At 68.8% G+C, this 23,903-nt stretch carries 18 protein-coding genes; 6 read left to right on the top strand and 12 right to left on the bottom strand.

The window, feature by feature from the left end:
• The first annotated feature begins 68 nt into the window (after window positions 1-68).
• Both VFZ09_RS20610 and VFZ09_RS20605 read left to right on the top strand, forming a co-directional pair.
• Window positions 69-929: an alpha/beta fold hydrolase gene (locus VFZ09_RS20610; protein ID WP_329729332.1), complete on the top strand. Its 861-nt coding sequence runs from the start codon at window positions 69-71 to the stop codon at window positions 927-929.
• A 39-nt stretch (window positions 930-968) separates the two neighbouring features.
• On the top strand, window positions 969-2,294 hold the full coding sequence (locus VFZ09_RS20605) for a S41 family peptidase (RefSeq protein ID WP_329729331.1): 1,326 nt from the start codon (window positions 969-971) through the stop codon (window positions 2,292-2,294).
• A 90-nt stretch (window positions 2,295-2,384) separates the two neighbouring features.
• On the opposite strand, the gene VFZ09_RS20600 is transcribed toward VFZ09_RS20605, so the two are convergent.
• Window positions 2,385-8,210 (bottom strand): RHS repeat-associated core domain-containing protein, encoded by a 5,826-nt coding sequence (locus tag VFZ09_RS20600; RefSeq protein ID WP_329729330.1) that lies wholly within the window; start codon window positions 8,208-8,210, stop codon window positions 2,385-2,387.
• A 102-nt stretch (window positions 8,211-8,312) separates the two neighbouring features.
• Window positions 8,313-10,097, bottom strand: coding sequence for a hypothetical protein (locus VFZ09_RS20595; RefSeq protein WP_329729329.1), 1,785 nt, complete (start codon window positions 10,095-10,097; stop codon window positions 8,313-8,315).
• Window positions 10,098-10,320: 223 nt separating this feature from the next.
• Here VFZ09_RS20595 and VFZ09_RS20590 point away from each other — a divergent pair, with 223 nt between their 5' ends.
• Window positions 10,321-10,851 carry a hypothetical protein gene (locus VFZ09_RS20590; protein ID WP_329729328.1) on the top strand — a complete coding sequence of 177 codons (531 nt, stop codon included), beginning with the start codon at window positions 10,321-10,323 and terminating at the stop codon, window positions 10,849-10,851.
• 85 nt (window positions 10,852-10,936) lie between these two features.
• Here the strand turns inward: VFZ09_RS20590 and VFZ09_RS20585 are convergent, their stop codons facing one another.
• From VFZ09_RS20585 to VFZ09_RS20560, 6 genes are all read right to left on the bottom strand, one after another.
• Window positions 10,937-12,730, bottom strand: a complete 1,794-nt coding sequence (locus VFZ09_RS20585; protein ID WP_329729327.1) for a M4 family metallopeptidase — start codon at window positions 12,728-12,730, stop codon at window positions 10,937-10,939.
• 128 nt (window positions 12,731-12,858) lie between these two features.
• Window positions 12,859-13,665: a glutaminyl-peptide cyclotransferase gene (locus VFZ09_RS20580; RefSeq protein ID WP_329729326.1), complete on the bottom strand. Its 807-nt coding sequence runs from the start codon at window positions 13,663-13,665 to the stop codon at window positions 12,859-12,861.
• Between the two features lie 39 nt (window positions 13,666-13,704).
• The gene (locus VFZ09_RS20575) at window positions 13,705-14,643 is read right to left on the bottom strand and encodes an L-lactate dehydrogenase (protein ID WP_329729325.1); all 939 of its coding nucleotides are present in this window, start codon (window positions 14,641-14,643) and stop codon (window positions 13,705-13,707) included.
• On the bottom strand, window positions 14,640-14,819 hold the full coding sequence (locus VFZ09_RS20570) for a hypothetical protein (protein WP_329729324.1): 180 nt from the start codon (window positions 14,817-14,819) through the stop codon (window positions 14,640-14,642). Before VFZ09_RS20570 ends, VFZ09_RS20575 begins: the two co-directional genes overlap by 4 nt.
• Window positions 14,820-14,985: 166 nt before the next feature.
• A complete protein-coding gene (locus VFZ09_RS20565; protein ID WP_329729323.1) occupies window positions 14,986-15,525 on the bottom strand; it encodes an ankyrin repeat domain-containing protein in 540 nt (179 codons plus the stop codon).
• Between the two features lie 39 nt (window positions 15,526-15,564).
• Window positions 15,565-17,037 (bottom strand): catalase, encoded by a 1,473-nt coding sequence (locus VFZ09_RS20560; protein WP_329729322.1) that lies wholly within the window; start codon window positions 17,035-17,037, stop codon window positions 15,565-15,567.
• Between the two features lie 128 nt (window positions 17,038-17,165).
• Between VFZ09_RS20560 and VFZ09_RS20555 the strand changes: the two genes are divergently transcribed.
• The gene (locus tag VFZ09_RS20555) at window positions 17,166-18,092 is read left to right on the top strand and encodes a LysR substrate-binding domain-containing protein (RefSeq protein ID WP_329729321.1); all 927 of its coding nucleotides are present in this window, start codon (window positions 17,166-17,168) and stop codon (window positions 18,090-18,092) included.
• 98 nt (window positions 18,093-18,190) lie between these two features.
• Here the strand turns inward: VFZ09_RS20555 and gspC are convergent, their stop codons facing one another.
• Entirely contained in the window at window positions 18,191-19,081 is an 891-nt protein-coding gene (gene gspC / locus VFZ09_RS20550; RefSeq protein ID WP_329729320.1) for a type II secretion system protein GspC, read from the bottom strand.
• 270 nt (window positions 19,082-19,351) lie between these two features.
• Window positions 19,352-20,197, bottom strand: a complete 846-nt coding sequence (locus tag VFZ09_RS20545; protein WP_329729319.1) for a LysR family transcriptional regulator — start codon at window positions 20,195-20,197, stop codon at window positions 19,352-19,354.
• A 97-nt stretch (window positions 20,198-20,294) separates the two neighbouring features.
• Between VFZ09_RS20545 and VFZ09_RS20540 the strand changes: the two genes are divergently transcribed.
• The gene (locus VFZ09_RS20540) at window positions 20,295-21,098 is read left to right on the top strand and encodes an MBL fold metallo-hydrolase (RefSeq protein ID WP_329729318.1); all 804 of its coding nucleotides are present in this window, start codon (window positions 20,295-20,297) and stop codon (window positions 21,096-21,098) included.
• A gap of 26 nt (window positions 21,099-21,124) precedes the next feature.
• Here the strand turns inward: VFZ09_RS20540 and VFZ09_RS20535 are convergent, their stop codons facing one another.
• Window positions 21,125-21,586: an OsmC family protein gene (locus VFZ09_RS20535; protein WP_329729317.1), complete on the bottom strand. Its 462-nt coding sequence runs from the start codon at window positions 21,584-21,586 to the stop codon at window positions 21,125-21,127.
• Window positions 21,587-21,978: 392 nt separating this feature from the next.
• Here VFZ09_RS20535 and VFZ09_RS20530 point away from each other — a divergent pair, with 392 nt between their 5' ends.
• A complete protein-coding gene (locus VFZ09_RS20530) occupies window positions 21,979-22,602 on the top strand; it encodes a hypothetical protein (protein WP_329729316.1) in 624 nt (207 codons plus the stop codon).
• 51 nt (window positions 22,603-22,653) lie between these two features.
• Here VFZ09_RS20530 and VFZ09_RS20525 read toward each other — a convergent pair whose 3' ends face one another.
• On the bottom strand, window positions 22,654-23,892 hold the full coding sequence (locus VFZ09_RS20525) for a sulfotransferase (protein WP_329729315.1): 1,239 nt from the start codon (window positions 23,890-23,892) through the stop codon (window positions 22,654-22,656).
• Between the last annotated feature and the right edge of the window lie 11 nt (window positions 23,893-23,903).

Here is a 23,903-nt window from a genome sequence, read left to right as displayed (position 1 = left end):
CGTCCACTCGTGGAAGGATGCGGCACGGAAATGATGCGGTGCGGCATGGAGGGGATTAGCTTCCGGCCGTGGATCTCATCTCAGGACTCCAGGAAGTCACCCGGCGCATGTTGGTGGCGCGCGGGGTGCGGTCGAGCATGGTGGACGTGGCCGGGCAGCGGCTGCACCACTACGAGCTGAAGGGGAAGGGCAAGGGGCCGCCGGTGCTGCTGGTGCACGGGCTGGGCGGGACGGCCAACGGCTTCGCGCGCATCTTCTTCGGGCTGGCCCGGCGCTTCGAGCGGGTGCTGGCGGTGGACCTGCCGGGGCACGGCTTCTCGCCGGAGTACTGCCTCGGGCCCACGTGCGTGCGGGGCCAGTACAACATGCTGGTGGAGTACCACCGGAAGGTGGTGGGGGGCCCGGCCTTCGTGGTGGGCAACTCGCTGGGTGGCGCCCTGTCCGTGCAGCTGGCGGCCGAGCACCCCGAGCTGGTGAAGGCCCTGGGGCTGGTGGCGCCCGCGGGCGCGGACGTGGGGCACGAGCTCTTCGTGGAGGTGCTCCAGTCCATGGACGTGCGCACGGCCGAGCAGTCCCGCGCGCTCACCCGGCGCCTCTTCCACCGTCCGCCCATGCTGATGATGCTGATGGCCGACATGGTGCGGGGCATCTACTCGACGCCCGCGGTGAGGGAGCTGAGCGCGGATGCGCTGGCCACGCGCGAGTACCTCAAGCCCGAGCTGCTCCAGTCGCTCGCCATGCCGGTGCTGTGCGTGTGGGGTGGGAGTGAGAAATTGCTGCCCCGGCAGAGCCTGGACTTCTTCCGCTCGCACCTGCCGCCGCACTCGCGGGTGAGGGTGGTGGAGGAGTTCGGCCATATCCCGCAGGTAGAGCGGCCGAACGAGCTGGTGTCGGAGTTGGTGCAGTTCGCGGACACCGCGGGGCTGTAGGAGGGCCGGGGCGCGGGCCGGGTGCTAGACTCGGGGCTCATGCGCTCCCTGCACTCCTGGCGCGCGGCACTCGCCGCGGGCCTGTTGCTCCAGGCTCCCCCGCCCCCTCCCAACACCTCCACGTACGAGCAGCTCGAGGTGTTCGCCCGGGTGCTCTCCTACGTGGAGAACAACTACGTGGAGCCGGTGGATGACAAGAAGCTCATGTACGGCGCCATCCAGGGAATGCTGGAGACGTTGGATCCGCACACGATCTTCATGCCGCCCGAGGTCTTCAAGGAGATGAAGATCGACACCTCCGGCGAGTTCGGAGGGCTGGGCATCGAGGTGGCGCGCAAGGGCGAGGGCATCGTGGTGGTGGCGCCCATCGACGACACCCCGGCGGCGCGAGCGGGCATCCGGGCCGGTGACGAGCTGCTCGCCATCGACGGGGAGACCATCCAGGGCATGCCCGTGCCGGAGGTGCTGCAGCGCATGCGGGGCCCCGCGGGCAAGCGGGTGCTGCTGACCATCATGCGCGAGGGCTTCAACGCGCCGCGCGAGCTGGCCATCATCCGGGACCACATCCGCATCATCTCGGTGGAGGGCGAGCTGTACGGGGGCATCGCGCACCTGAAGGTGAAGAACTTCCAGGACCGCACGGCGCTGTACCTGCGCAAGGAGCTGGACCGGCTGCGGGAGAAGAACGGGGGCAAGCCGCTGCGCGGGGTGGTGTTGGATCTGCGCAACAACCCGGGAGGGCTGTTGGACCAGGCGGTGGCGGTGAGCGACCTGTGGCTGCCGGGGAACCTGCCCATCGTGAGCACGCGGGGGCGCAAGGGCGGCCGCGTGACCGAGGAGCTGAGCAAGGACCGGGACACGGAGCCGGACTACCCGCTGGTGGTGCTGGTGAACGCGGGGAGCGCCTCGGCGTCGGAGATCGTCGCGGGAGCGCTGCAGGACCACGGACGCGCGACCATCCTGGGCACGCAGACCTTCGGCAAGGGCAGCGTGCAGACGGTCATCGAGCTGGAGGATGGCTCGGGGCTGAAGCTGACGATTGCCCGCTACTACACGCCGAAGGGACGGAGCATCCAGGAGAAGGGCATCACGCCGGACTACCAGGTGCCGGAGGCGCCGGGAGGGAAGGGCGCGAGGGACCAGCCGCGGGAGAAGGACCTGGACCGGCACTTCAAGGCGGAGCCGGTGGTGTCGAGCGAGTCCGACGCGGTGGCGAAGCCGAAGAACCTGCCCGAGAGCGTGCGGGACTGGGACGTGCCGGCGAAGCTGACGGACTACCAGCTGAAGATGTCGCTGAACTACCTGAACAGCGTGGCCAACGGCCCCCCTCGCCCGGCCCCGAAGGCGAGCACGGAGGCCCCCTGACCCCACTTCCCCTCGAGGGCCTCGGGTCGAACCGTGAGGGCCCACGGTGCGTCACCGGGCTCGCGCCGGGCAACGCACCGTGAGACCGGCTCATCCCCGGGTCGAGGAGATGACCATCAACTCGAGCTGGCGCCCGCTCCGCATGGCGGAGTTCTGGATGTCGCTCAGGCCGTAGGGGGTGAGGAAGCTGTTGCGGAAGACCCCGGTGACCTGGCCGGCGACCGGCATGTCCTGCGAGAGCAGGAGCTGGCCCGCATAGGTATAGCCGGGGCCGATCTGCCAGGTGTTGAAGGCGAAGCCGTAGGCGTCATGGACGACGCCGTGGAGCCGGACGGAGGGAATCCACCCGACGAGCTTCTCGAGCACCGTGGTGGTCATCCCGCTGCCGGGCCCCACCATTCCGAAGCCTTTCTCCCCCGCGCGCATGGCGGTCTCCAGCACATGCTGCAGCGAGGTGTGTGTCTCCTGGGCGGCGACGTACGCCGAGCTCAGGGCGCGCTGGGGATCCTCGAAGTTCGCCCTCACCCTGGCCATGTCCACTCCCTCCCGGGCCGCCTGCTGCTGCGCCTGCTGCTCGAGCTGCTCCAGCGTCTCACTGGACTTCATCTGCCCGGCGACGAAGCTCGCGGCGGTGTACGCCCAGCCGATGGCCTGTTTCAGCCCGGGTTCCAGTGGGCTCAGCGGTGAGGTGAGCGCCGCCACCGACGCGCCCATGAGTCCTCCCGCGAGGCCGCCTCCCAGCAGCGGCCCCATGTACCCGGTGGCGAAGCCCAGGGCGATGCCGCCGAGGGTCATCAGGAAGGGATCCTTGAGCACATAGCCGGCCACCGTGGCCGCCGCTCCCACCGCCGCCACGGCCGTCACCCAGACCGGGGCAGTCGAGGCGGCCACCGAGACCACCGCCACCACGGCCGCCACCACCGGCGCATGGCCCGTGGGATCGACGTTGGAGATGGGGTTGTTGTAGCCGAAGGCGTAGCGGTTGAGCGCCTGGGGGTTCTCCAGATCCGGCACCATGGAGTCCGGGGAGATGAAGCGTCCGAGCTCCGGATCGAAGTAGCGGGCGTTCATGTAGACGAGGCCCGTCTCCCCGTCCGTCTCGTGTCCGCCGAAGCCGCGGGTATTGGCCACGCCGCCGGAGTCGGCGAGCGTCTTGCCATAGGCGGCGTAGTCGTAGCTGTGGACCACCGCCCCCGTGGCGTTGGTCATCAGTTGCACCGAGCCCAGGTGGTCCTGGTGCATGAAGCTCGTTCCCGCCGGGCCCTTGCTGGCCACCAGCAGCGCCCCCGCGTACACGTGCTTGAGGTAGGCGCCGCCGGGGCCGATCTCGAAGAGCTTGCCGAAGTAGCGGGTGGTGTTGCCCGCCGTCGTCTTGGAGATCCGCCCGCCGTCCGGATCATGGAAGAACGTCGTCGTCTGGCCGCTCCGGGTCACCGAGGCGAGCCGGTTCTCGTCATCCCAGCGCAGCTCGCGCCCGGCGCCACCGGTCATGTTGCCATTGGCGTCGTAGGTGTAGCTGCTCGCGCCGGCCACCGTCGAGGCGTGCCTTGGGGTGGCGCTGCCGTAGCCGTAGGCGCCGACCGCGGAGTTGTAGGTGAGGTTGCCGAGCGCGTCGTAGGTGAAGAACTGGGACTGGGCGCCGGAGACGGAGACGAGCCGGTTGCGCTCGTCGTAGCCGTAGTTCACGTTGAGCAGTGGATCCGTGGAGGAGGACTGGGAGGTGACGCGGGCGGCGGCGTCATACGCGTAGTTGGCCGAGTAGAGCGTCGTCGTGCCGCGCAGCACCTGGGAGGAAGAGAGCCACTGACGGCCCGCGTCGTAGGTGTAGGACTGGGTGACGCCGTTGGCGAGCGACACCCGGGTGATCTGCCCCCGGGCGTTGTACGCGAGCGCGTTGACGTAGCCGCCCACGCTCGCCAGCCGCCCCGCGCTGTCATACGCGTGGCTGACGGACTCCCCATCGCCGTACGTCACGCTCGCCAGCCGTCCGAGCTGGTCATACGCCCAGCGCGTCGTGGCGCACACCCCGAGGATGCACCGCGTGGAGCTCGTCACCCGTCCCGCGAAGTCGTACGAGAGGTTCTCGGAGCCCTCGTCCCAGGTGAGGCTCGTGGGCCTGTCCCCCACCGCCGCCCCGTGTCCGGCCTCGTCGTAGCGCCACGCCGCGAGTCCGCCGCCGGGCAGCGCCTTGGACACCCGGCGCCCCAGGGCGTCATACGTCACCCGGGTCGTCTGTCCCCTGGCATCGGTCTCCGAGGTGCGGTTGCCCGCCGCATCGTACCCGTAGCTCCAGCAGCCCAGATCCGGGTCGCACTCCGCGAGCTTGTTGCCGAGCGAGTCCCACGTCTTGGTGGACACGTTGCCCGCGGCGTCCGTCACCCGCGCGAGCCGCCCCAGGACGTCCCGCTGGTAGCGGGTCCGGCTCTCCACGCCGCCGCTCCACTCCGAGACGGCCACCACGTTGCCCAGGCCGTCGGCGGCCTTGCGCGTGGCGTGCCGGAGCTCGTCGTAGTGCGTGATGCACGAGCGCGGCGCGGCGAAGTCGGGGTCGGACGGGTTGTGGCAGATTTGATAGACATTCTCCGCGAAGCTGCCGTCCGGGCTGGTGACGGTACGCACGCGCCCCGCGCCGTCATAGGCGAAGACCTGGTAGCGGGGCGTCTCCGTGGCCGGGTCGTACCAGAGCGACTCCTTCCACACGCGCTCGGAGCCATCGGAGTACAGGACGAGATGCGTGGCACCGTTCTCGCGCACGCGCTTGTAGACGCGCCGCATGCCATCGAAGTACTCGTCCACCCAGAGCCCGTCCGCCGTGCCATCCGATTGGACGAGGCGCACCCGCTGGCCGCTCGCGCTCCCCCACGAGAGGTATTGCCGCTCCACCCAGCCGCCATCGGGCCGGGTCTCGCGCACCAGCCGCCCGAGGGCGTCGTAGCCGCGCGTGTGCGTCAGTCCGTTGGCATCGGTCTCGGAGGTGACCTTGCCGAGGGTCAGGTCATACGTGGTGCCCTTGCAGTGGCCGAGCGCATCGCACTCCCGCACCGGGTAGAGGCGGAAGGTGGTGTCGTAGGCCGTCGTCCGGGTATGGCCTCGCTCGTCCGTGCGTGAGGCCAGGTTTCCGGAGGCGTCGTAGGTGAATGCCTCCGTCACATAGCCGCCGCTCTGGTCGTTCCAGCGCTTGCGCGAGGTGAGGTCGCCATACACGGGCGCCGAGGCGTACGTGGTGGCGCCGTCGTAGGCGTGGAGCGTCTGGCGCATCAGCCGCCCCGCCGTGCCGATTCCCGCGTAGACGTTCTCGTAGGCCGCCTTGGCGACGATGTACCGGGTGGTGTTCGGGTAGAACCCGCGGACCGTGGTGCGCTCGTCGCCGGAGGCGTCGTAGTTGCCGTACTCGAGGGTGCGCACCACGTTGCCGTAGACGTCATAGCCGAGCTGGTTGACGACCCGCTGGCAGGTGGCGCCCTGGTTGCATTCGTAGTCCCAGCGCTCCGTGAGCAGCGAGGTGTACGGCGGGGCGCTGTTCTCCTGGTACGTGTACTTCGAGTAGCTGTAGATCCTCCCGGCCGCATCGCGGAAGTAGGTGGCCTCGGGCTTGGAGACGCAGCCGACGTGCTGGTGGTAGTAGGTCTCGGTGTAGTTGCCGGCGGCATCCAGCACACCGGTCACCTTGCGGAAGCCGAGGAAGCGGCGCTCGGAGTGGGACCAGAGGCCGCCCTGGTAGGAGTAGTTCGTGGTGGAGCTGCTGCCCCGCCCGTCGGTGGTCGTCACCGACGAGACCGTCTGGAAGACCATGCCGGCGGGCAGCGAGGTGTTCTGCCAGGCGGAGGAGGGCGTGTACTGCACCGTCGTCGTGCCGCCCAGGCCATTGGACACCGAGGTCAGCAGATCCGGTGAAGTCCCCGCCGCCAGCCAGTGCTGGGCCAGGGTGACGCGGTTGTTGACGTCCTGGTAGATCATCACCAGGTCCCCCCGCCCATCTCCGTTCACGTCCATGGGGAGGACCCGCCCGCGGTAGGTGCCGCTGTCCACGACGCTGGTCCAGTACGTCTCGTTGGAGGTGGACGAGCTGCCCGCGTACTGGAGCCTGCCGCCGTCGGAGATCCAATGCTGGGACAGGGTGACGCGGTTGTTGACGTCCTGGTAGACCATCGCCAGGTCGCTCCGCCCATCTCCGTTGATGTCCGAGGTGAAGACCTTGCCGTGGTAGGTGCCGCTGTCCACGACGCTGGTCCAGTACGTCTCGTTGGAGGTGGACGAGCTGCCCTCGTACTGGAGCTTGTTGCCGTCGGACAGCCAGTGCTGGGCCAGGGTGACGCGGTTGTTGACGTCCTGGTAGATCATCACCAGGTCTCCGCGCCCATCCCCGTTCACGTCCATGGCGAGGACCTTGCCGCGGTAGGTGGAGCTGTCCACCACGCTGGTCCAGTACGTCTCATTGGAGGTGGAGGAGCTGCCCGCGTACTGCAGCTTGCTGCCGTCGGAGATCCAGTGCTGGGTGAGGGTCACGCGGTTGTTGACGTCCTGGTAGATCATCACCAGGTCGCCGCGCCCATCCCCGTTGACGTCCATGGGGAAGACCTTGCCGTGGTAGGTGCCGCTGTCCACGACGCTGGTCCAGTACGTCTCGGTGGAGGTGGAGGAACTGCCCGCGTACTGCAGCTTGTTGCCGTCGGAGATCCAGTGCTGGGCCAGGGTCACGCGGTTGTTGACGTCCTGGTAGATCATCACCAGGTCCCCCCGCCCATCCCCGTTCACGTCCATGGGGAAGACCTTGCCGCGATAGGTGGAGCTGTCCACCACGCTGGTCCAGTACGTCTCGGTGGAGGTGGAGGAGCTGCCCGCGTACTGGAGCTTGCCGCCATCGGAGATCCAGTGCTGGGCCAGGGTGACGCGGTTGTTGACGTCCTGGTAGACCATCGCCAGGTCGTCCCGCCCATCCCCGTTGATGTCCAGGGAGACGGTCTTCCCGTGATAGCTGGGGTGGTCCACGACGCTGGTCCAGTACGTCTCGGTGGAGGTGGAGGAGCTGCCGGAGTACTGGAGCTGCTTGTTGGCGGAAGCACCGGACCACCCCAGCGTCATGGGGGGCAGCGCCGTGCCGCCCGTGATGGTGCCGGCCGCGTCGATGAGCACGTCCCGGCCATACTGCTGGACGCTCACCAGCAGGGAGCGCCCGGAGCCGCCGCTCGAGGCATAGGCCAGCTTGTAGGCCCGGATGGGGGCCGGACCAGGGGCCGAGACCAGGATGCTCTTGAGCCGGTAGTTCGTGCGCGCCAGGCCCGCGCCCGTCGCATAGGAGATGGGATCCGGACGGGCCTCGGAGTAGAACTTGATCGTCGTCCCGTTGTAGGCGATCGCGTCCAGGTAGCAGTCCGCGCCGGAGTCGCACCAGTAGCCGTAGCTCACCGTGTTGCCGTGCGTGTCCTGCGCCGTCTTGAGCGCCCACCGGAACGTGCCCCGGGAGACCGCGAAGACAGGCTCGTAGCTGAGCCGGGTTCCATCCTTGCGGTACACGGTCCAGCGGTTGTTGGCGCTGTCCTGCACGATGCGCATGTAGCCCTGGATGCGCGTCGAGTGCGTCCCCCCGAGCGAGGCGTCCGCGACCAGCTCCTGCCCGTCGAGCAGGAACATGTCACTGGCGTCGTAGCGGGGAGCGCCCTTGCCGCGCGAGGCGCGCTCGATGAAGGAGACGCCCGAGACCGACCAGCCCACGCCGAGCCAGCCATTCTGCCCGCCCGAGCTGTACGTCAGCGTCAGGTTCGGCTCCAGGGCGTGGAACGCGGGGAGCTCGATGGGGACCTGGGTGCTGAAGGCGCCGTAGAAAGGTTCGACGTTGCCCGCCTCCGCGGTGCGTGGGCTGGCGGAGACGAGGCTGACGAGGATGAGTGTGACGAGTGCGGATGGGGCACGGGACATGGGCCGTCCTCCGAGGACTGGGGGGCAGGCCTTTCAGGTTAAACGTGCCCGGCCGGACTGTCACTCCATGTGTGGGTCATCCGGGTGCGTCACCCGGGTGCTTCACCCAGGCCACAAGGGCGAATCCGCCTGAGCCGAGGGCCACGCCGTGCCCCGGTTGCCCGGAATCTCCTTGCCCTCGGGGTCCGTGACGAAGTTCCCCACGTCGCCGAAGGCCCGCTCGGCATTCACCCGGCCGCCACTCAGACGCATGGGCCCGATCGCCGTGCCCTGCCGCACGGCGACGACCTCGTGCGGCCCTGGCCTCAAATCCACGAGCGCGCCCTTGCGAGCGGCATCCAGCAACTGCTGCTCGTTGCCGATGGGATCGGCCACCGTCTTGGCCTTGAACGTCCACACCAGCAGGCTCGTGGGCTCCCGCCCGGAGAAGGCCTGCTCGAGCAGGTCCTTGCCGCCGAAGAACTGCTTGCCGATGTCGTTCTGGTTCACCGGCCCGGCCATCAGGCACACGCCGCCGCGGAGGTCACACCCCTCGGGAATCTCGGTGGTCCCCGCCACCTCGGCGACGAGCGCGCCGCGAGCCGCCGCCGCGCCGAAGGCCCGCACCGCGTGGGCGAAGGACAACCCGGACTGCTCCACCTCGCGGCGGGACAATCCGCCCACATAGATGCGCTGCCCCGCGAGCGCGAAGGCCTTGCGCCCCCGTGCACTGTTGCGCGAGAGCGCCCGCCCGAGCGCCAGGTCCGCCCACAGCGGCAGCCGGGCGATGATCTTGTCGGTGACCTGCTCCAGCTCCTCGCGGACCGCGCGCAGCCGCTCCTTGCCATGGGGCGTGAGCACGTCGATGCGCTCGAGCAGCACCAGCTCCTTGGCGCGCTCGCGGGACACACCGGTGAACCGGGCGAAGGCGTTGTAGGCCGCGCGGCCCGCCTGCACCGTCAGCTCCTCGGGCACATCCATGGGCTGGCGCGTCTGGTAGGCCGGAGGGGCGCTCGGCTCGGCGTTGACGCCGGGCTGGATGCGCTCGCTGCGCAGGGCGAGCAGCGCCGCGCCCAGGCGCCGGGCCGTGGTGCGCTCCATGGGGATGCGCTCCTCCTCGGGCACGTACCCCACCTGGGCCACCAGCGAGATGCGCCAGCCCGCCGCGCGCTCGGCCGGGGTGAGGCCCACCAGTGCCTCCAGCTCGCGCAGGGCCGCCGCGTCCGCGGGCTGCTCGAAGGGCTCCAGGAACACCTGGGCCCGCCGCGTGCCCGCCGAGGCAATCACCGTCGCGCGCTCCATGGCATCCGCGAGGACGCCGAGGTGCAGCTCCTTCAGGTAGCCGATGGTGGGGATGTCATCCGCGTGGCGGAAGCGCTTGGCCCAGGCGCGCAGCGGCACGGTGAGCAGGCTGGTCACCGGCTTGTGGCCCACGAAGGTGAGCAGGAAGGTGAAGGGCGTCCGGTACGGGCGCGCGAGCACCACATGGGTGCAGGCGGCACCATCCAGCACGGGCGCCTCCTTGCGGCCCATGCGCCGCAACAGCGCGGCAGCCTGCCCGGAGTCCTGGGGGCCCAGCAACACCTCGCGCTGCCCGCGGAAGTTGGTGGACTGCCTCGCGGAGAGCACGCCGAGCGAGCACTCCTCGAAGAGCTCGCGCTCGGTGGGGGCGGGGCCCGGGACGAAGCGCGAGGGCCTCGGCAGCGAGAGCAGCGACAGCAGCGTGCCGGCCTCCTCCCGCGAGAGCGAGACGCGCGTGCGGTAGCCGACGGGCGAGGACGAGTCGAGCGACTCGGGCAGGTGATAGCGCGTGCGCTTCTCGCCGGGCGCGGCGAAGCGTGCATCGCGGCGGACGTGGAACTCGGACGGAGGGGCGGGGATCGTCACCAGCTCGAGCGGCTTGCTCACCGGGGACTCCTCGACATGGACGGGCTTCCTCATGGGGGCGCGAGAGTGCCAGCCGCGGGCGTGGGCTGTCGCGCCTCTCGTGCTGGCGCCCTGCGTCATCCGGGTGAACACAGAGGCGGCCCCTCGGTCAGACCCGGGAGCGGGAGCCCTTGCCTGCTTCCTGCTCTGCTTCCGGCGCCCTCCACCTCATTCCTCTCCTGCAACCCAACGGAGGGGGTCCCGGATGTCGATTCGTTTGATGTGGTGCGGCGTACTCATCATCGGCGCGGCGCTCGGTGGCGCGGCCTGCACTTCCACCGCCGATGCCGGGCAGGAGGCCGGGCTCCAGGCCGGGGAGGTCCAGGGCGACTTCTGCGGCGGCATCGCCGGCATCCCCTGCGCCGAGGGGTACGCCTGCGTCGACGACCCCCGCGACGACTGTGACCCGGACCGGGGCGGCGCGGATTGTGGCGGTATCTGCCGGAGGATGAACCCCGTTGCCTGCACGGGCCATGAACGGGGCATGAAATACGTCTCCCGAGACCCCGCCCAGTGCGCCGCCATCCGCTTCACCTGCAAGGAGGGCTTCGCCCCGTTCTTCAACGAGTGCGGTTGCGGCTGCCAGAAACAGCAGAAGGCCTGCGACTACAACGACCCGAATCGCTCCTACGTCTCGCGGGACCCGGACGCGTGCGCCGCCATCACCTTCCTCTGCATCGAGGGCTTCCAGCCTTTCTTCGACGAGTGCGGCTGCGGCTGCGAGGCCGCCCGGTAGCGCGCACCGGCCCCACGAAAGACAACCGGCGCGGCCCCCAGGAGGAGGAGCCGCGCCGGCGTGAGGACTTCAGTGCTGCCAGGGATTACTGGCCGGAGCTCGCCTTGTAGGTGACGCCGGAGTAGGCCGTGTAGCCCTTGATGAGGACGTAGTACGTGCCCTGCTTCGCGCCGTTGATGGTGCAGGACTCGGCGGCGGTCGAACCCGCGGAGCGGCAGTCGTAGGTGGTGGTGGTGGGCGCGCTGCCGAACTTCACGTACAGGTCCGCGTCACCGGTGCCGCCGATCGTCTCGAACTTCATCGCCGTCGCGCTGGCCGGCGTGACGTAGGTGTAGTTCGTGTTGCTGTTGCGGGCGCCGGACAGGTTGCTCACCGTCTGGATGACCGTCCAGGCTGGGGGAGCGGCCACGCCCACCGCGGCCCACGCCTCGTTCACCGCGGCGGCGGCGGTCGCGCCGTACAGGTCGGTGGCGGCCTGCGCCGTGGCGCCACGCGCCTCGGAGAAGGTGCTGCCCGGCGTCAGGTACACCGTGTTGGCGCGGTAGAAGATGGCCGCGCCCTTCTGGATGCTGGTGTACGCGTTGGCGTCGAGCGCCGGCACCACGTTGCTCGTCTTGCCGCGCGGGTGGGTTCCTCCGGTGACCATGAGCTTGAAGGCCAGGTTGGCGATACCCGAGTTCCAGTGCACGCCGCCGTTGTCGGAGGTGCCGGTGTAACGCGTGGGGTAGTAGTCGTAGTCACCCGCCAGGGCCGGGTCATTCATGTAGCGAAGCGCGTCACCCGCGGTGGCCGGGGTCCAGCACTCCTCGCCGATCTTCCAGGTGTTGCCGCTGACGGCACCATCCCGGTAGGCCTCGATGGAGGCGCCGAAGACGTCGGACATGGCCTCGTTGAGGGCGCCCGACTCGTTGGCGTAGATGAGGTCGGAGGAGGTGTCGGTCACGGCGTGGGTGAGCTCGTGGCCCACCACGTCCAGCACGGTCAGCGGGCCGGACTGGCTGCCATCGCCATCGCCGTACACCATCTGCGTGCCGTCCCAGTACGCGTTCACGTAGTTGCGGCTGTAGTGGACGGACGAGGTGAGCGTGCCACCGGTGCCGTTGTAGCTGTCACGGCCGAACTTGGTGAAGTAGAAGTCGTAGGTGAAGCCCGCGTTGTCGTGCGCCTGGTTGAGCACCGCGTCGCTCGAGGGGCCCGAGGTCTCGTTGCGCACCAGCGTGCCGGGGAGCGTGGTGCGGGTGCCGGCGTCGTAGGTGTTGCGGTTGCGGCTCGTCTTCAGGTTGTCGAACTGCATGACGAGCTCACCCGTCTTCGCGTCGATGAAGAGGTTGGGCATCGCGGGCGCGCCCTTGTCCGTGACGCTCTGCAGCTGCACCCGGTAGGTGAGGCGGGCGCCGTTGCCGATGTCGTCGGTGAGGATCTGCAGGTCCGCCTTGGGGTCGGCCGTCAGCGCGCGGGAGCCGCCCACCTGGGCCACGGCGATCTGGATGGCCTCCTCGGCGCGGAGGCCGGGGGTAGTGTCCACCTTGAGGTCGCGCTTGAGACGGTCCGTGATGGAGGCGACGGAGCCGTTCGCGTCGAGGTGGAGGATGGCCTCGGCGCCGAAGACGGGCACGCCCCGGAAGCTCTGGGACACGCGCTCGTGGGTCAGGCCCTTCTCGTCACGCAGGCTGCGCTTGAGGGACACGTCACCGGCGCCCTGGAAGAACTCCGGACGCTGCGCCTTCAGCTGCTCCAGACCCCGGCCCTCGGCCTTGGTGGACAGGTTGCTGCTCTGGGTCCCCTGGGTGGCCTGGGTGTCGACCCCGGTGCTGTCGACGCTGCAGGCGCTCCCGAGGAGCATGAGGGGGAGGATGGAAACCAGACGGCGAGTGCGCATGACGGTTCCTCCGGCTCGACGGTTGTGTCGAGCACTTCCTCACTTTCCAATAAAATCAGTTCTCCTGTCAATGCAGAATTTTTCAATAAAACTGTGAAGGAAAAAGTGGGAAATCGTGAGGGAGTGGACTACCTGGGCACGAGGCGGATGTGGAAGAGCCGGGGCCAGCGCTTGCCGGTGACGAGCAGCCGGTCCCGGGCCGCGTCGTAGGCGATGCCGTTGAGCACGTCCTCGGTCCCGGTCCGGTCCTGGGGCGGGAGGAGCCCGGTGAGGTTGAGCCACCCCGTCACCTTTCCCGTGGCCGGGTCGATGCGGACGATGTCGTTCGTCAGGTACACGTTCGCGTAGAGCTCGCCCTTGATGAACTCCAGCTCGTTGAGCTGGGAGATCTCCCGGCCGTTGTCGGTCACCCGGATGGAGCGCTGCACCGCGAGCGTGGCGGGGTCGAGGAAGCGCACGGTGCTGGAGCCATCACTCATGATGAGCGAGGTGCCATCGTCGGTGAGCCCCCAGCCCTCGGTGGGGTACTCGAAGCGGCCCACCTGCTGGAACGTGGCGGCGTCGTAGATGAAGCCCACGTGCGAGCGCCAGGTGAGCTGGTAGATGCGGCCCTTGAAGAGCGCGATGCCCTCGCCGAAGTACTGGCGCTCCAGCTCGCGCCGGCGCAGCACGGCGCCCGTCTCGAGCTCCACCTCGCGCAGGCTCGACAGACCATTGAGGCCCGTGCCCTCGTACAGCTTGCCGTCGCGGTAGACGAGCCCCTGGGTAAAGGCGTTGGGGTCATGCGGCCAGCTCTGGACGACATCGAACCCGAACACGGGCGTGCTCGCCGTGGGCGTGGGGGGGGGCGCGGGGGAGCGCTCATTGCGGCAGGCCAGCGCGGTGAGCAGCACGAGGGGGGAGAGCCACGCGAGGGAGGAACGTCGGGAAGTCACGATGAAGGGCTCCTGGAGGGAGGAGGCGGACGGGCTTCTTCAGAAGCCGAGCGTGCGGATGGCCTGGCGGATCGTATCCGCGCTGCGGCGCAGGCCCTCGCGCTCGGTGTCGTCGAGGGGGACTTCCAGCACCGTCTCCACGCCCGAGCGGTTGACGATGCTCGGCACGCTCATGCACACGTCACCGATGCCCAGGTAGCCGTCCAGCCGCGAGCTCACGGGCAGCACCCGGTTCTCGTCGTACAGCACGGCCTCGAGGATCTGCGCCGTGGCCAGGCCGATGGCGTAGTTGGTGGCGCCCTTGCCGCGGATGATCTGATAGGCGGCGTTGCGCACGTCGTCGAAGATGCGGGTGCGGTCCTCGTCCGTCAGCCGCGAGTGTCCCGGCGCGGACCACTGCTTCAGCGGGACGGCGCCCACCGTCGCCGAGCTCCACAGGGGAAGCTCCGAGTCCCCGTGCTCGCCCGCGATGAAGGCATGCACGTTCTGCACGGCGACGTTCAGGTGGCGGGCGATGAGGAAGCGGAAGCGCGAGGAGTCCAGCACCGTTCCGCTGCCGAACACCCGCCGCGACGGCAGGCCGCTCAGCTTCTGCACCACGTACGTGAGCACGTCCACCGGGTTGGTCACCACCAGCAGCAGCGCGTCCGGGGCCACCTTCAGCAACCGGGGCACGAGCGAGCGGCACATCTCCACGTTCGCGCCCGCCAGCTCCATGCGCGTCTGCCCCTGCTTCTGCTTGGCGCCCGCGGTGATGACCACCACGTCCGCGCCCGCGCACACGCCGATGTCGTCCGAGCCCACCAGCGTGGCCATGGGGACGAACTGCAACCCGTGGTTGAGGTCCAGCACCTCCGCGTCCACCTTGGCCCGGTTGATGTCATAGAGGGCGAGCTGCTTGGCCACTCCCCGGATCATGGTGGCATAGGCGATGGTGGCGCCCACGGCGCCGGCTCCGATGATTGCGATCTTGTTCACGTGCTCGGCCATAGTCGGCGCAGCCAAGCACATCCGCCCGGGTTGCGCATGCTCCCTCTCCCTCTGGGCAGGTCGCGGTAGCTGGGCGCCATGCGGTGCACCAGCTGGATGTGGCCGGGGCTGTTCACCGGCTTCACCGCGAGGTGCCGCTCGCCCTCGCCGGCGAACTGGAACATGTTCTCGCGGAAGTTTGCCCCAGTGGCCGCTGCGCTCCCAGATGGGTTGCGCGAGGATTTGGGGGGTTCTCACCTCGCTGTAGCCCTCGCGTTGCATCTGCTGCCGGACGCGGCTCTCGATGAGCCGGTAGAGCAGAGACTGTCCGGCCGCCGTGCTCTTCGCGCGTCACACGCGAGCCGCGAGCCACTCCGTGAGCCGCTCCGGCGTGCGGCGGGCTCCCATGGCGCGGGCGTAGTCGAGCGCCGTGCGGCCCTCGGCGTCCTTGTGCTCCGGCGAGGCGCCGCGCGCGAGCAACAGCTCGAGCACCTCCACCTGGTCGAACATCGCCGCGAACATGAGCGGCGTCTTGCCGTCCGGTCCCGAGCCATCCACCCTGGCGCCGTGGTCCAGCAGCAGCCGGGCCATGGCGGTGTTCCCCTTGAAGGCGACCCCGGCCAGGGGCGTCTGGCCACGGTCGTTGGCGCGCTCGGGGTCGGCGCCCCGCTCCAGGAGGGCCCGGGCAGCGCCCTCCTGGCCGAGGTAGCTCGCGAGCATCAGCAGGGTGTCCCCCTTCTCGTTGCTGAGGTTGACGGGCAGCCCCGAGTCGACGAGCCACGCCAGGTTGGCCGTCTCCCCGGCCCTCGCGTGCTGGAACGCCGTCCGCGCCAGGGCCATCACGTCGTTGTCCGTCACCGTCGACTGCGAATCAGGAGTCTGGTTCTTCATGGGGAGTGCCTCGAGCAGGAGGAAGGGGAAGAGGAGGGCTCAGCGCGAGCGGCGCTTGTCGTGGACGGCCTTGGCCACGCGCGCGCCGTACTCCTCGTCGGCGTTGCGGAAGTGGGAGATGGCGCGCGTGATGACGTCCTCGCGGCTCACCTGAGACAGGCTGCCCGCGATGTTCTCCACGAGGCGCTGGCGCTCCGGCTCGGTCATCACCCGGTAGAGGTTGCCGGCCTGGACGAAGTCGTTGTCCTCGGCGTGCCGCACCGGGACGTAGGTGCCCGTGAGGCCGGTGACGGAGACGCCGAGCCCGGTGGCCTCGCCCGTCTGCGCGGGGCCGTCGTAGCTGTTCGGCTCGTAGTTCTTGCTCCGGCCGCCGTTGCCGTCGAAGGCCATGGCGCCGTCACGGCCGTAGTTGCGCGCGCCGCCCTGCACGCCCTTGGGCGAGTTCACCGGCAGCCGGGTGTGGTTGATGCCCAGCCGGTAGCGGTGCGCATCGCCGTACGCGAAGAGGCGTGCCTGGAGCATGCGGTCCGGCGAGGGGCCGATGCCGGGCACGAAGTTGCTCGGGTCGAGCGCGGCCTGCTCCACGTCCGCGAAGTAGTTGTCCGGCGCCCGGTCGAGCACCAGCTTGCCCACCTCGATGAGCGGGTAGTCCTTGTACGGCCACACCTTGGTGAGGTCGAACGGGTTGAAGCGGTAGGTGGATGCGTCCGCCTCGGGCATCACCTGCACCTTGAGCGTCCACGAGGGGAACTCGCCGCGCTCCAGGGCCGCGTAGAGGTCGCGCTGGTGGTACTGCGGATCCTTCCCGCCGATGGCCGCCGCCTCCTCGCTGGAGAGCGTGCGGATGCCCTGGTCGGTCTTGAAGTGGAACTTCACCCAGAAGCGCTCGCCCTTGGCGTTCACCCACTGGAAGGTGTGCGAGCCAAAGCCGTCCATGTGCCGCAGCGTGGCGGGGATGCCCCGGTCACCGAAGAGCCAGGTGAACTGGTGCGTGGCCTCGGGCGAGTGGGAGAAGAAGTCCCACTGGTTGTCGGGCTCCTGGCAGTTGGTGAAGGGGTCGTACTTCTGCGAGTGGATGAAGTCCGGGAACTTGATGCCGTCGCGCAGGAAGAAGACGGGCGTGTTGTTGCCCACCACGTCCCAGTTGCCGTCCTCGGTGTAGAAGCGGACCGCGAAGCCACGCGGGTCGCGAGCGGTGTCGGGGGCGCCCTTGGAGCCGGCCACGGTGGAGAAGCGCAGGAAGACCTCGGTGCGCTTGCCCTTCGTGTCGAAGAGCTTCATCAGGGTGTAATGGGAGATGTTGGGGTGGGTGACCTCGAAGTAGCCGTAGGCGCCCGAACCCACCGCGTGCACCACGCGCTCGGGGATGCGCTCGCGGTTGAAGCGGGCGAGCTTCTCCAGCAGGTGGTGGTCCTGCAGGAGCACCGGGCCCGTGGCGCCGGCGGTCTGGGAGTGCTGGTTGTCGGCGACCGGAGCTCCGGCCTCGGTGGTCAAGCGGGGACGATGGGACACGCGATTTCTCCTGCGAGTGGCGTCAGTGCGTTCGTGACGTGGAGGAAAGTAGAGAGTTCGCGCTGAGTTGCCCAAGACATCGTTCCGATGGGATTGATAGGGTGAGGCTATCAGTTGTTCCAGAGCCCATGCCCTCCCTGAACGACATCTCCCTGAGGCAGTTGGAGTATCTCGTCGCCGTCGCGGACCTGCTCGGCTTCCGGCGAGCGGCCGAGCGGTGCCACGTCTCCCAGCCCGCCTTGAGCGCGCAGATTCAGCAGCTCGAGGACGTGTTGGGGGTGAAGCTCTTCGAGCGGGACAAGCGCCGGGTGATGCTGACCCCCGCCAGGGAGGAGCTGGTGGCGCGGGCTCGCAAGGTGCTCACCGAGGCCGGGGACATCCTGTCCGCCGCGTCACGGTTGTCGGATCCGTTCGCGGGGCCGCTGAACCTGGGCGTCATCCCCACCATCGCGCCCTACGTGCTGCCCGAGGTCATCCCCGCGCTGGTGAAGCAGTACCCCCGGCTCCAGATTCGCCTGCGCGAGGACAAGACGGAGGTGCTCGTGCGCGACCTGGAGGAGGGACGCCTGGACACGGCCCTGCTGGCGCTCGTGCCCGAGGTGGGGGACGTGGAGCACGCGATCATCTCGGAGGATCCGTTCGTCGTCGCGGCGCCACCGGGGCACCCGCTGGAGAAGAAGAAGCAGGTGCAGTTCCGGGATCTGGACGAGGAGAACGTGCTGCTGTTGGAGGACGGCCACTGCTTCCGGGGACAGGCGCTCGCGCTGTGCACGCGCATCGGGGCGCGCGAGGTGGACTTCCGGGCCACGAGCCTGACGACACTGGCGCAGATGGTGATGTCGGGCGCGGGGGGCGTCACGCTGCTGCCCGCGCTCTCGGTGCCCATCGAGAACCGGCTGGGCCAGCTCGTGGTGCGGCCCTTCGCGGACCCGTCGCCGAGCCGTACGCTCGCCCTGGTGTGGCGCCCGGGTTTTCCCCGCGCCGATGCGCTCCGGGCGCTCGCGGGCACGCTCCGCTCCGTGTGGCCCGGGAACAAGACCGCCGCGAAGCGCTGAGACTCCCTCTCCCCCCGGGAGAGGGGAAATGGTCGCAGAGGGGAAATGGTCGCGGAGGGGGAATGGCTTCGCGGACCTGCTGGACTGCTTCGGCGGGCTCAGCGCATCGAGTACGTCAGGCGCATCGGCTGGCCGTTGCGCTCCACCTCCACCTCGATGTGCGAGGACTCGCGCAGCTTCTGGAAGGCCTCGAGCCCACGATCCGCGCTGGCGATGGAGAGCCCGTTGATGCGCTGCAGGATGTCCCCGTTCTGCAGACCGATGCGGCTGTAGAGCGAGCCGGACCGGATGGAGAACAGCTTGAAGCCCTGTGACTCCCCGTTGCGCATGGCGGGGATGACGCGCGCCTGCATCAGCAGTTCGCTGGGATTGGCGAGCACCACGTCCAGGTCCTTGCGCGAGACCTCGTAGCTCTGCGGACCCACTTGCCGGACATCGACGGAAGACTTCGCCTCCGTCGCCGCTGGCGCCGCGGCGGCACGCGGCTCCACGGGCGGAGGAAGCGCGTCCGTCGCCGTGGGGCTGACGTACTCCAGCCGCCCCGAGTTCATCAGCAGCACCCGCGTGCGCTCGATGGCCACCACCTGTGCGCCCAGGATGTCACCTCCCATCCACACCGAGCGCGTGCGGCGCGTGGTGCCCTCGTACACGGAGGCGAAGGTGTTGGAGGGATTCGCCCCCACCATCGTGCCCAGCAGCTTCAGGCCCAGCGTGTTCGGCACCGCCTCGTCGCTTTCGTCTCCCGGTGCGGCGATGACCTCCTCACGCACCTTGTCCGGAAGGCCCAGGAGGCGGGCGAGCGGTCCCAGGGCGAGGGGGAGCGCCAATTCCTCCTGGGCGCGTGCCTTCCTGGGTGGATCCTCGAGGGAGGGGAGGGGCTGGAGCGAGGCATCCACCACCGAGTTCACGGAGTACGCGGCCACCAGGCATGTGCACGTGATGCAGAGCAGGGTGAGTGCATGAAACGCGGGGCGGATGAGCGTGGACATCGGTGGCCTCCTGACGGGAGCGTGGATGCACTCCCCCAGAGCAAGGCCGGGACCAACGGCCCCGCCACGCGCCTCTCCAGAGGGAAGAGCGGGGCTCTTCCCCGTGTGCCGCACACCCCGGGTGCGACAACCTGTCAGTGGTGGCTCGCGGGCGCTGACAGCCCGTCCAACCCCCGCGCCGTGTCCGTCACCACCAGGGCCGGAGACCTTGCCGGCCTCGGATACAATGGACATGAAGGGCCGGGCCCCTGGATGCTCAGACGTTGTCACTCATGGGCGCTCGTCGCTCATGACGCTTCCGAGCCATCCCATCAATGCCCGCACCTTGGGCACGTGCTGCTTCGAGCGGTGGACGACCATCCAGATGTCGCGCGAGGGCAGCCGCTCGCTGCTCCGGGCTCCAATCCGCCGCGGCGCCACCTCCACGACACCGTGGAGCCTCGCGGCGAGAACCCGGGGCAGCAAGGCCACGCCGAGCCCTGCTTCCACCGCGAGCCCCAGGGACTCCAGGTCCTCGACGAGCAGCCGTGGGGGGCGGGTGGCGAAGGCCCGCTCGGCGTGGCGCTGTTCGGGGATGCCGGCGACCGAGCCCGTCAGACCCATCCAGGGGAGCTCGGCGTGGAGCTCCAATGAGGAGGCCGCGAAGAAGGCATAGGAGGCCGTGCCCACCTTCTTCGCGACGAGCTCGCCCCGCTCGGGGCGTATCATCCGGAGCGCCACGTCGGCTTCTCCGGCGGCGAGGCTGTTGATCCGGTTGTCCGCCAGGATGCGCAGGCGCAGGTGGGGAAAGGCCCGGTAGAACTCGGGCAGGCGGGGCGTCAGCTTCCAGCGCACCATCTCGCCGACGGTGGTCAGCGTGAGCTCGCCGCGAAGCTCCAGTGTGTCTTCCAGCGCGGACCGCGCCGCCAGCGCGGCCACCACCATGGGCTGCACCGCCGCCAGCAACGAGGACCCGCGCTCCGTCAGCCGCAGCGGCGCCTCGCGCAGCAGCAACGGGGAACCGGCGCTCTCCTCCAGCCGCGCCAGGTGTCTGCTGACGGTCGACTGGCTCACGCCCAGGGCTTTCGACGCGGCCGTCAGACTCCCGAGGCGCGCGACCGTCTCGAACGTGCGCAACAGCTCCCACTCCATCCGGACCCCCATGCGAAAATGGATGCCTGGCTTCCGAATCTAGCGGTTTCCATCCATTCGTGCGGCCCCTAGTTTGTGGGGCATGAAGATCCACCACCTGCGCAATGCCACCACCCTGCTGACGCTGGGAGAGCACCGTCTGCTGATTGATCCGATGCTCGCCAGACCGGGCTCGATTCCGGGCTTCAAGTTCTTTGGAGGCGGCCGCCGCCCCAATCCCCTGGTCCCCCTGCCGCCCGACACGTTCTCGTGGCTGGAGGAGGCGACGGGCGTGCTCGTCACCCACCCCCACCCGGATCATCTGGATACGGCGGGCGTCCGATGGATCCAGAAGCGCCAGCTACCCGTATGGACGAGCCGGTTGGACGCGCCGGGCCTCAAGAAGAGGGGACTCGATGTCCGGGAGCTCGCCGACGGTGCGCTCGGGATGGGGGTGGAGCGCATCCCGGTCCGGCACGGCCGCGGGCTGCTCGCATGGCTGCTGGGCCGCGTCTCGAGCTACTACCTGGCGCACCCGGACGAGCCGAGCGTGTACATCACGTCGGACGCGGTGCTCACCGAGGATCTCCTGGAGGCCGTGGAGCGCCTCCAGCCCGATGTCATCATCGCTCCGGCGGGCTCGGCGAACTTCGGGGTGGGCGGCGACATCCTGTTCTCCGTCGATGAGCTCGTGACGCTCGTCAGGCGGGCACCCGGACGGGTGGTGCTGAATCACCTGGAAGCGCTCGACCACTGCCCGACCACGCGCGAAGGGCTGCGCGAACGGATGAAGGCCGAGGGACTGCTCGAGAAGGTGCTCATTCCCGGAGACGGAGAGGAGCTGCACTTCGCACGGCCGGAGAGGGCTCGCGGGCCGGTGGCAGCGAGCCTCGCCAGTCACATGTGAGAGCCGGTTCGATGTCCACTCCCGCTCTATGGGAGCACTTCCTCGACGCGCGGCTCCATGCGCACGGTGGAGTTGAGGGACAGGCCAATGAAGCAGTACTTGTGGGCCTTCTCGAACATCTCGCGCACCTTGGCCACGTCCGTCCCGGGGGCCACGCGGATGGTGGGCGCGAGGCGGATTTCGGTGATGCGCGTCACCTTGCCCTCGGTGCCGAGCACCACCTGCACGTCGTCCACGTAGCCACGGACGTCCAGGCGCACCTTCCTGGCGAGCGACAGGAAGGTGAGCATGTGGCAGGTCGCGAGCGAGGCGCCGAGCATGTCCTCCGGGTTCCACCGCGTGTCGTCTCCGCCGTAGGGCCCCGCGGCGCTCACCGCGATGTCCGGCTTGCCCGGTACGGAGGCGACCGCGGCGCGGCTGTGCTCGCCCGCGGCGTGATCGGTGGTGGTGCCTTCCCAGCGCAGCGACAGAGGGTAGACGTTGGACATGGCTCCTCCTCTACCAAATCGGCCCCCTTCCTGTCCCGCTGTACTCAGCACGACAGCCGGGAGTGCCAGGCCGGTACCTCACTGCCGCTCATGTGGGCTAACCATAAGGCATTCCAAATGCCTGGAATCCGAGCAGCCTTTCAACCCATTCATCGGAGTGAACGCATGCAACTCCGGCGCGCGGATTCACTCTGGCTTCATGTGACCTTCCATGAAGAATGACCAACCTCAATATCAGGATGGCTCATTCCGGCGGGAGTCACTTCATGCGCAACGCAATACACTTGTGGACCGTAGCGGCTCTATCGCTCGCAGCTTGTAATGGAGGTTCGTCCGAAGACAGTCGAGCGCGTTCGCTGGCAGTGAGCACTAACGAGGTTCGCTCCGAGACAATGGAGGAAGAAGGCTGGGTCTATTTGGATGCCCTCCAGACGAATGCACCCTGGGGCCTGGCAGGCACTCGGCTGCAGTACCAGGGAGACCTCGGCTGGTGGGACAGCGGCGGCGGTTACAGTGCGGATGCCTTCACGGGCCGGATGGTCAGCGGTGACTATGACGGCGATGGCCGTGACGACATCGCCTTGTTCTACAAGTACGCCTCCAACTGGGGCCGCTTCCACGTCCTGCTCTCGACGGGTTCCTCGTTCCAGTACCAGGGAGACCTCGGCTGGTGGGACAGCGGCGGTGGCTACAGCGCGGATGCTTTCACGGGCCGGATGGTCAGCGGTGACTATGACGGCGACGGCCGTGACGACATTGCCCTGTTCTACAAGTACGACCCCAACTGGGGCCGCGTCCACGTCCTGCTCTCGACGGGTTCCTCGTTCCAGTACCAGGGAGACGCCGGCTGGTGGGACAGCGGCGGTGGCTACAGTGCGGATGCCTTCACGGACCGGATGGTCAGTGGTGACTATGACGGCGATGGCCGTGACGACATTGCCCTGTTCTACAAGTACGACCCCAACTGGGGCCGCGTCCACGTCCTCCTGGCAAAGCCGAACTGCCTGGTACGGTAAGACGTCAGGTGAGTACCCGATCAGAAAACCGGGACGGGAGGGCTGAGGGGGCTATGCCATGCGGACGTTGAAGTGCCCGGTGTAGTCCCGGAAGCGCTCCGCCACCCGCCGGGCATCGAGCCCGTAGTGCTCCAGCGTGTACTGGTGCACGCCGTGCTTGTGGCGCGGGTTCTCCGCGAGCCACGACTGCACGACTCCGGCCGCTGCCTCCTCGTTGCCCAGTCCGGCCCAGCGGTGGATGCGCCGCACCTGGCCCGCGGGGTCCGCCATCAGCTCGTCATAGTGCACGTCGAGGAATTGCTCGGGGGCGGCCTTCGCGCGCACCGCCATTGCCCGGTCCATCGCCTGGCCCCACGTGTCGAGCCACTGCTGCCCCAGCGCCACCGGGTCATGGCCGCGGATCGACAGGATGCGCGAGGCCTCGTACATGCTGCACCCCGAGGCCACCACCTCGCGCGGGTCGCGGTGCGTCTGGATGATGCGCGCATCCGGGAAGACGCTCAGCAGCGCGTCCAGGTTGTAGAGGTGGATGGGGCTCTTGAGCACCAGGTGGTGGGCCCGGGACTTCCACGTGAGCAACTGGAGCACCTCGCGGTAGTAGCGGTAGGCCGGCACCATGTCCGTGCTCATCAGCCAGTTCATGTAGCTCGGCAGGTGCGCGCGGCTCTCCGCGGCGAAGTCGGTGAAGCTCAGCCCGAGCAGGAAGAGGCACTCCTCGGGCGCGGTGGGCTCGAAGGGGTGGATGGCCTTCATCGCCGGAAGTGCCTTGTGCGCCTGCTCGGCGAAGAGGCGGGCCCGCTCGATGCGCGGATCCGTGGCCTCCGTCGCCGGGTCCGGCGGCGGCGAGGGCCACAGCAGCTCCCACATCTTCGGCGCCCGGGCCCCCGGCATCTTCGCGAGCAGGTTGAAGAGCAGCGTCGTGCCCGTCCGCATGAAGCCGAGGATGAACACGGGCCGCTCGATGGGCACCTGGCGGATCTCCGGGTGGCGCGCGAGATCCGCGGCGATGTGCAGCCGCTGCACCAGCAACCGCAGCAGTCCCCTCCGGATGGAGAGCCGTCCCACCAGCGACAGGTTCCCCTCTTCCTCCAGGGCGCGCGTCAGCCTGCGCAGGGGCTCGATGAACGCCTCGCCACCGAAGTCGTTCAGCCCCGTCTGCTTGCGTGCCTCCGCCATGAGCTGGTCCGCGTTCAGCTCGAAGGCCCTCCGGCCCACACCGCTGCCGAGCTGGTTGAGCAGCCGCATGCTCAGGGGGAGCTGCATCGCCGTCACGGCGTTCTTTGCTTCCATGGTGTTCAACC

Source organism: Archangium sp. (assembly GCF_036277355.1).
Classification (GTDB): Bacteria; Myxococcota; Myxococcia; order Myxococcales; family Myxococcaceae; genus Archangium.
This window is presented reverse-complemented; position numbering and strand designations above follow the sequence as displayed.

Bases quoted from the DNA above. Each gene is read 5' to 3' on its own strand.
- VFZ09_RS20605 (WP_329729331.1), top strand. From the start codon at position 969: ATGCGCTCCCTGCACTCCTGGCGCGCGGCACTCGCCGCGGGCCTGTTG.
- VFZ09_RS20600 (WP_329729330.1), bottom strand. From the start codon at position 8,210: ATGTCCCGTGCCCCATCCGCACTCGTCACACTCATCCTCGTCAGCCTC.
- VFZ09_RS20590 (WP_329729328.1), top strand. From the start codon at position 10,321: ATGTCGATTCGTTTGATGTGGTGCGGCGTACTCATCATCGGCGCGGCG.
- VFZ09_RS20585 (WP_329729327.1), bottom strand. From the start codon at position 12,730: ATGCGCACTCGCCGTCTGGTTTCCATCCTCCCCCTCATGCTCCTCGGG.
- VFZ09_RS20570 (WP_329729324.1), bottom strand. From the start codon at position 14,819: ATGTTCCAGTTCGCCGGCGAGGGCGAGCGGCACCTCGCGGTGAAGCCG.
- VFZ09_RS20565 (WP_329729323.1), bottom strand. From the start codon at position 15,525: ATGAAGAACCAGACTCCTGATTCGCAGTCGACGGTGACGGACAACGAC.
- VFZ09_RS20555 (WP_329729321.1), top strand. From the start codon at position 17,166: ATGCCCTCCCTGAACGACATCTCCCTGAGGCAGTTGGAGTATCTCGTC.
- gspC (WP_329729320.1), bottom strand. From the start codon at position 19,081: ATGTCCACGCTCATCCGCCCCGCGTTTCATGCACTCACCCTGCTCTGC.
- VFZ09_RS20540 (WP_329729318.1), top strand. From the start codon at position 20,295: ATGAAGATCCACCACCTGCGCAATGCCACCACCCTGCTGACGCTGGGA.
- VFZ09_RS20535 (WP_329729317.1), bottom strand. From the start codon at position 21,586: ATGTCCAACGTCTACCCTCTGTCGCTGCGCTGGGAAGGCACCACCACC.
- VFZ09_RS20530 (WP_329729316.1), top strand. From the start codon at position 21,979: ATGGAGGAAGAAGGCTGGGTCTATTTGGATGCCCTCCAGACGAATGCA.
- VFZ09_RS20525 (WP_329729315.1), bottom strand. From the start codon at position 23,892: ATGGAAGCAAAGAACGCCGTGACGGCGATGCAGCTCCCCCTGAGCATG.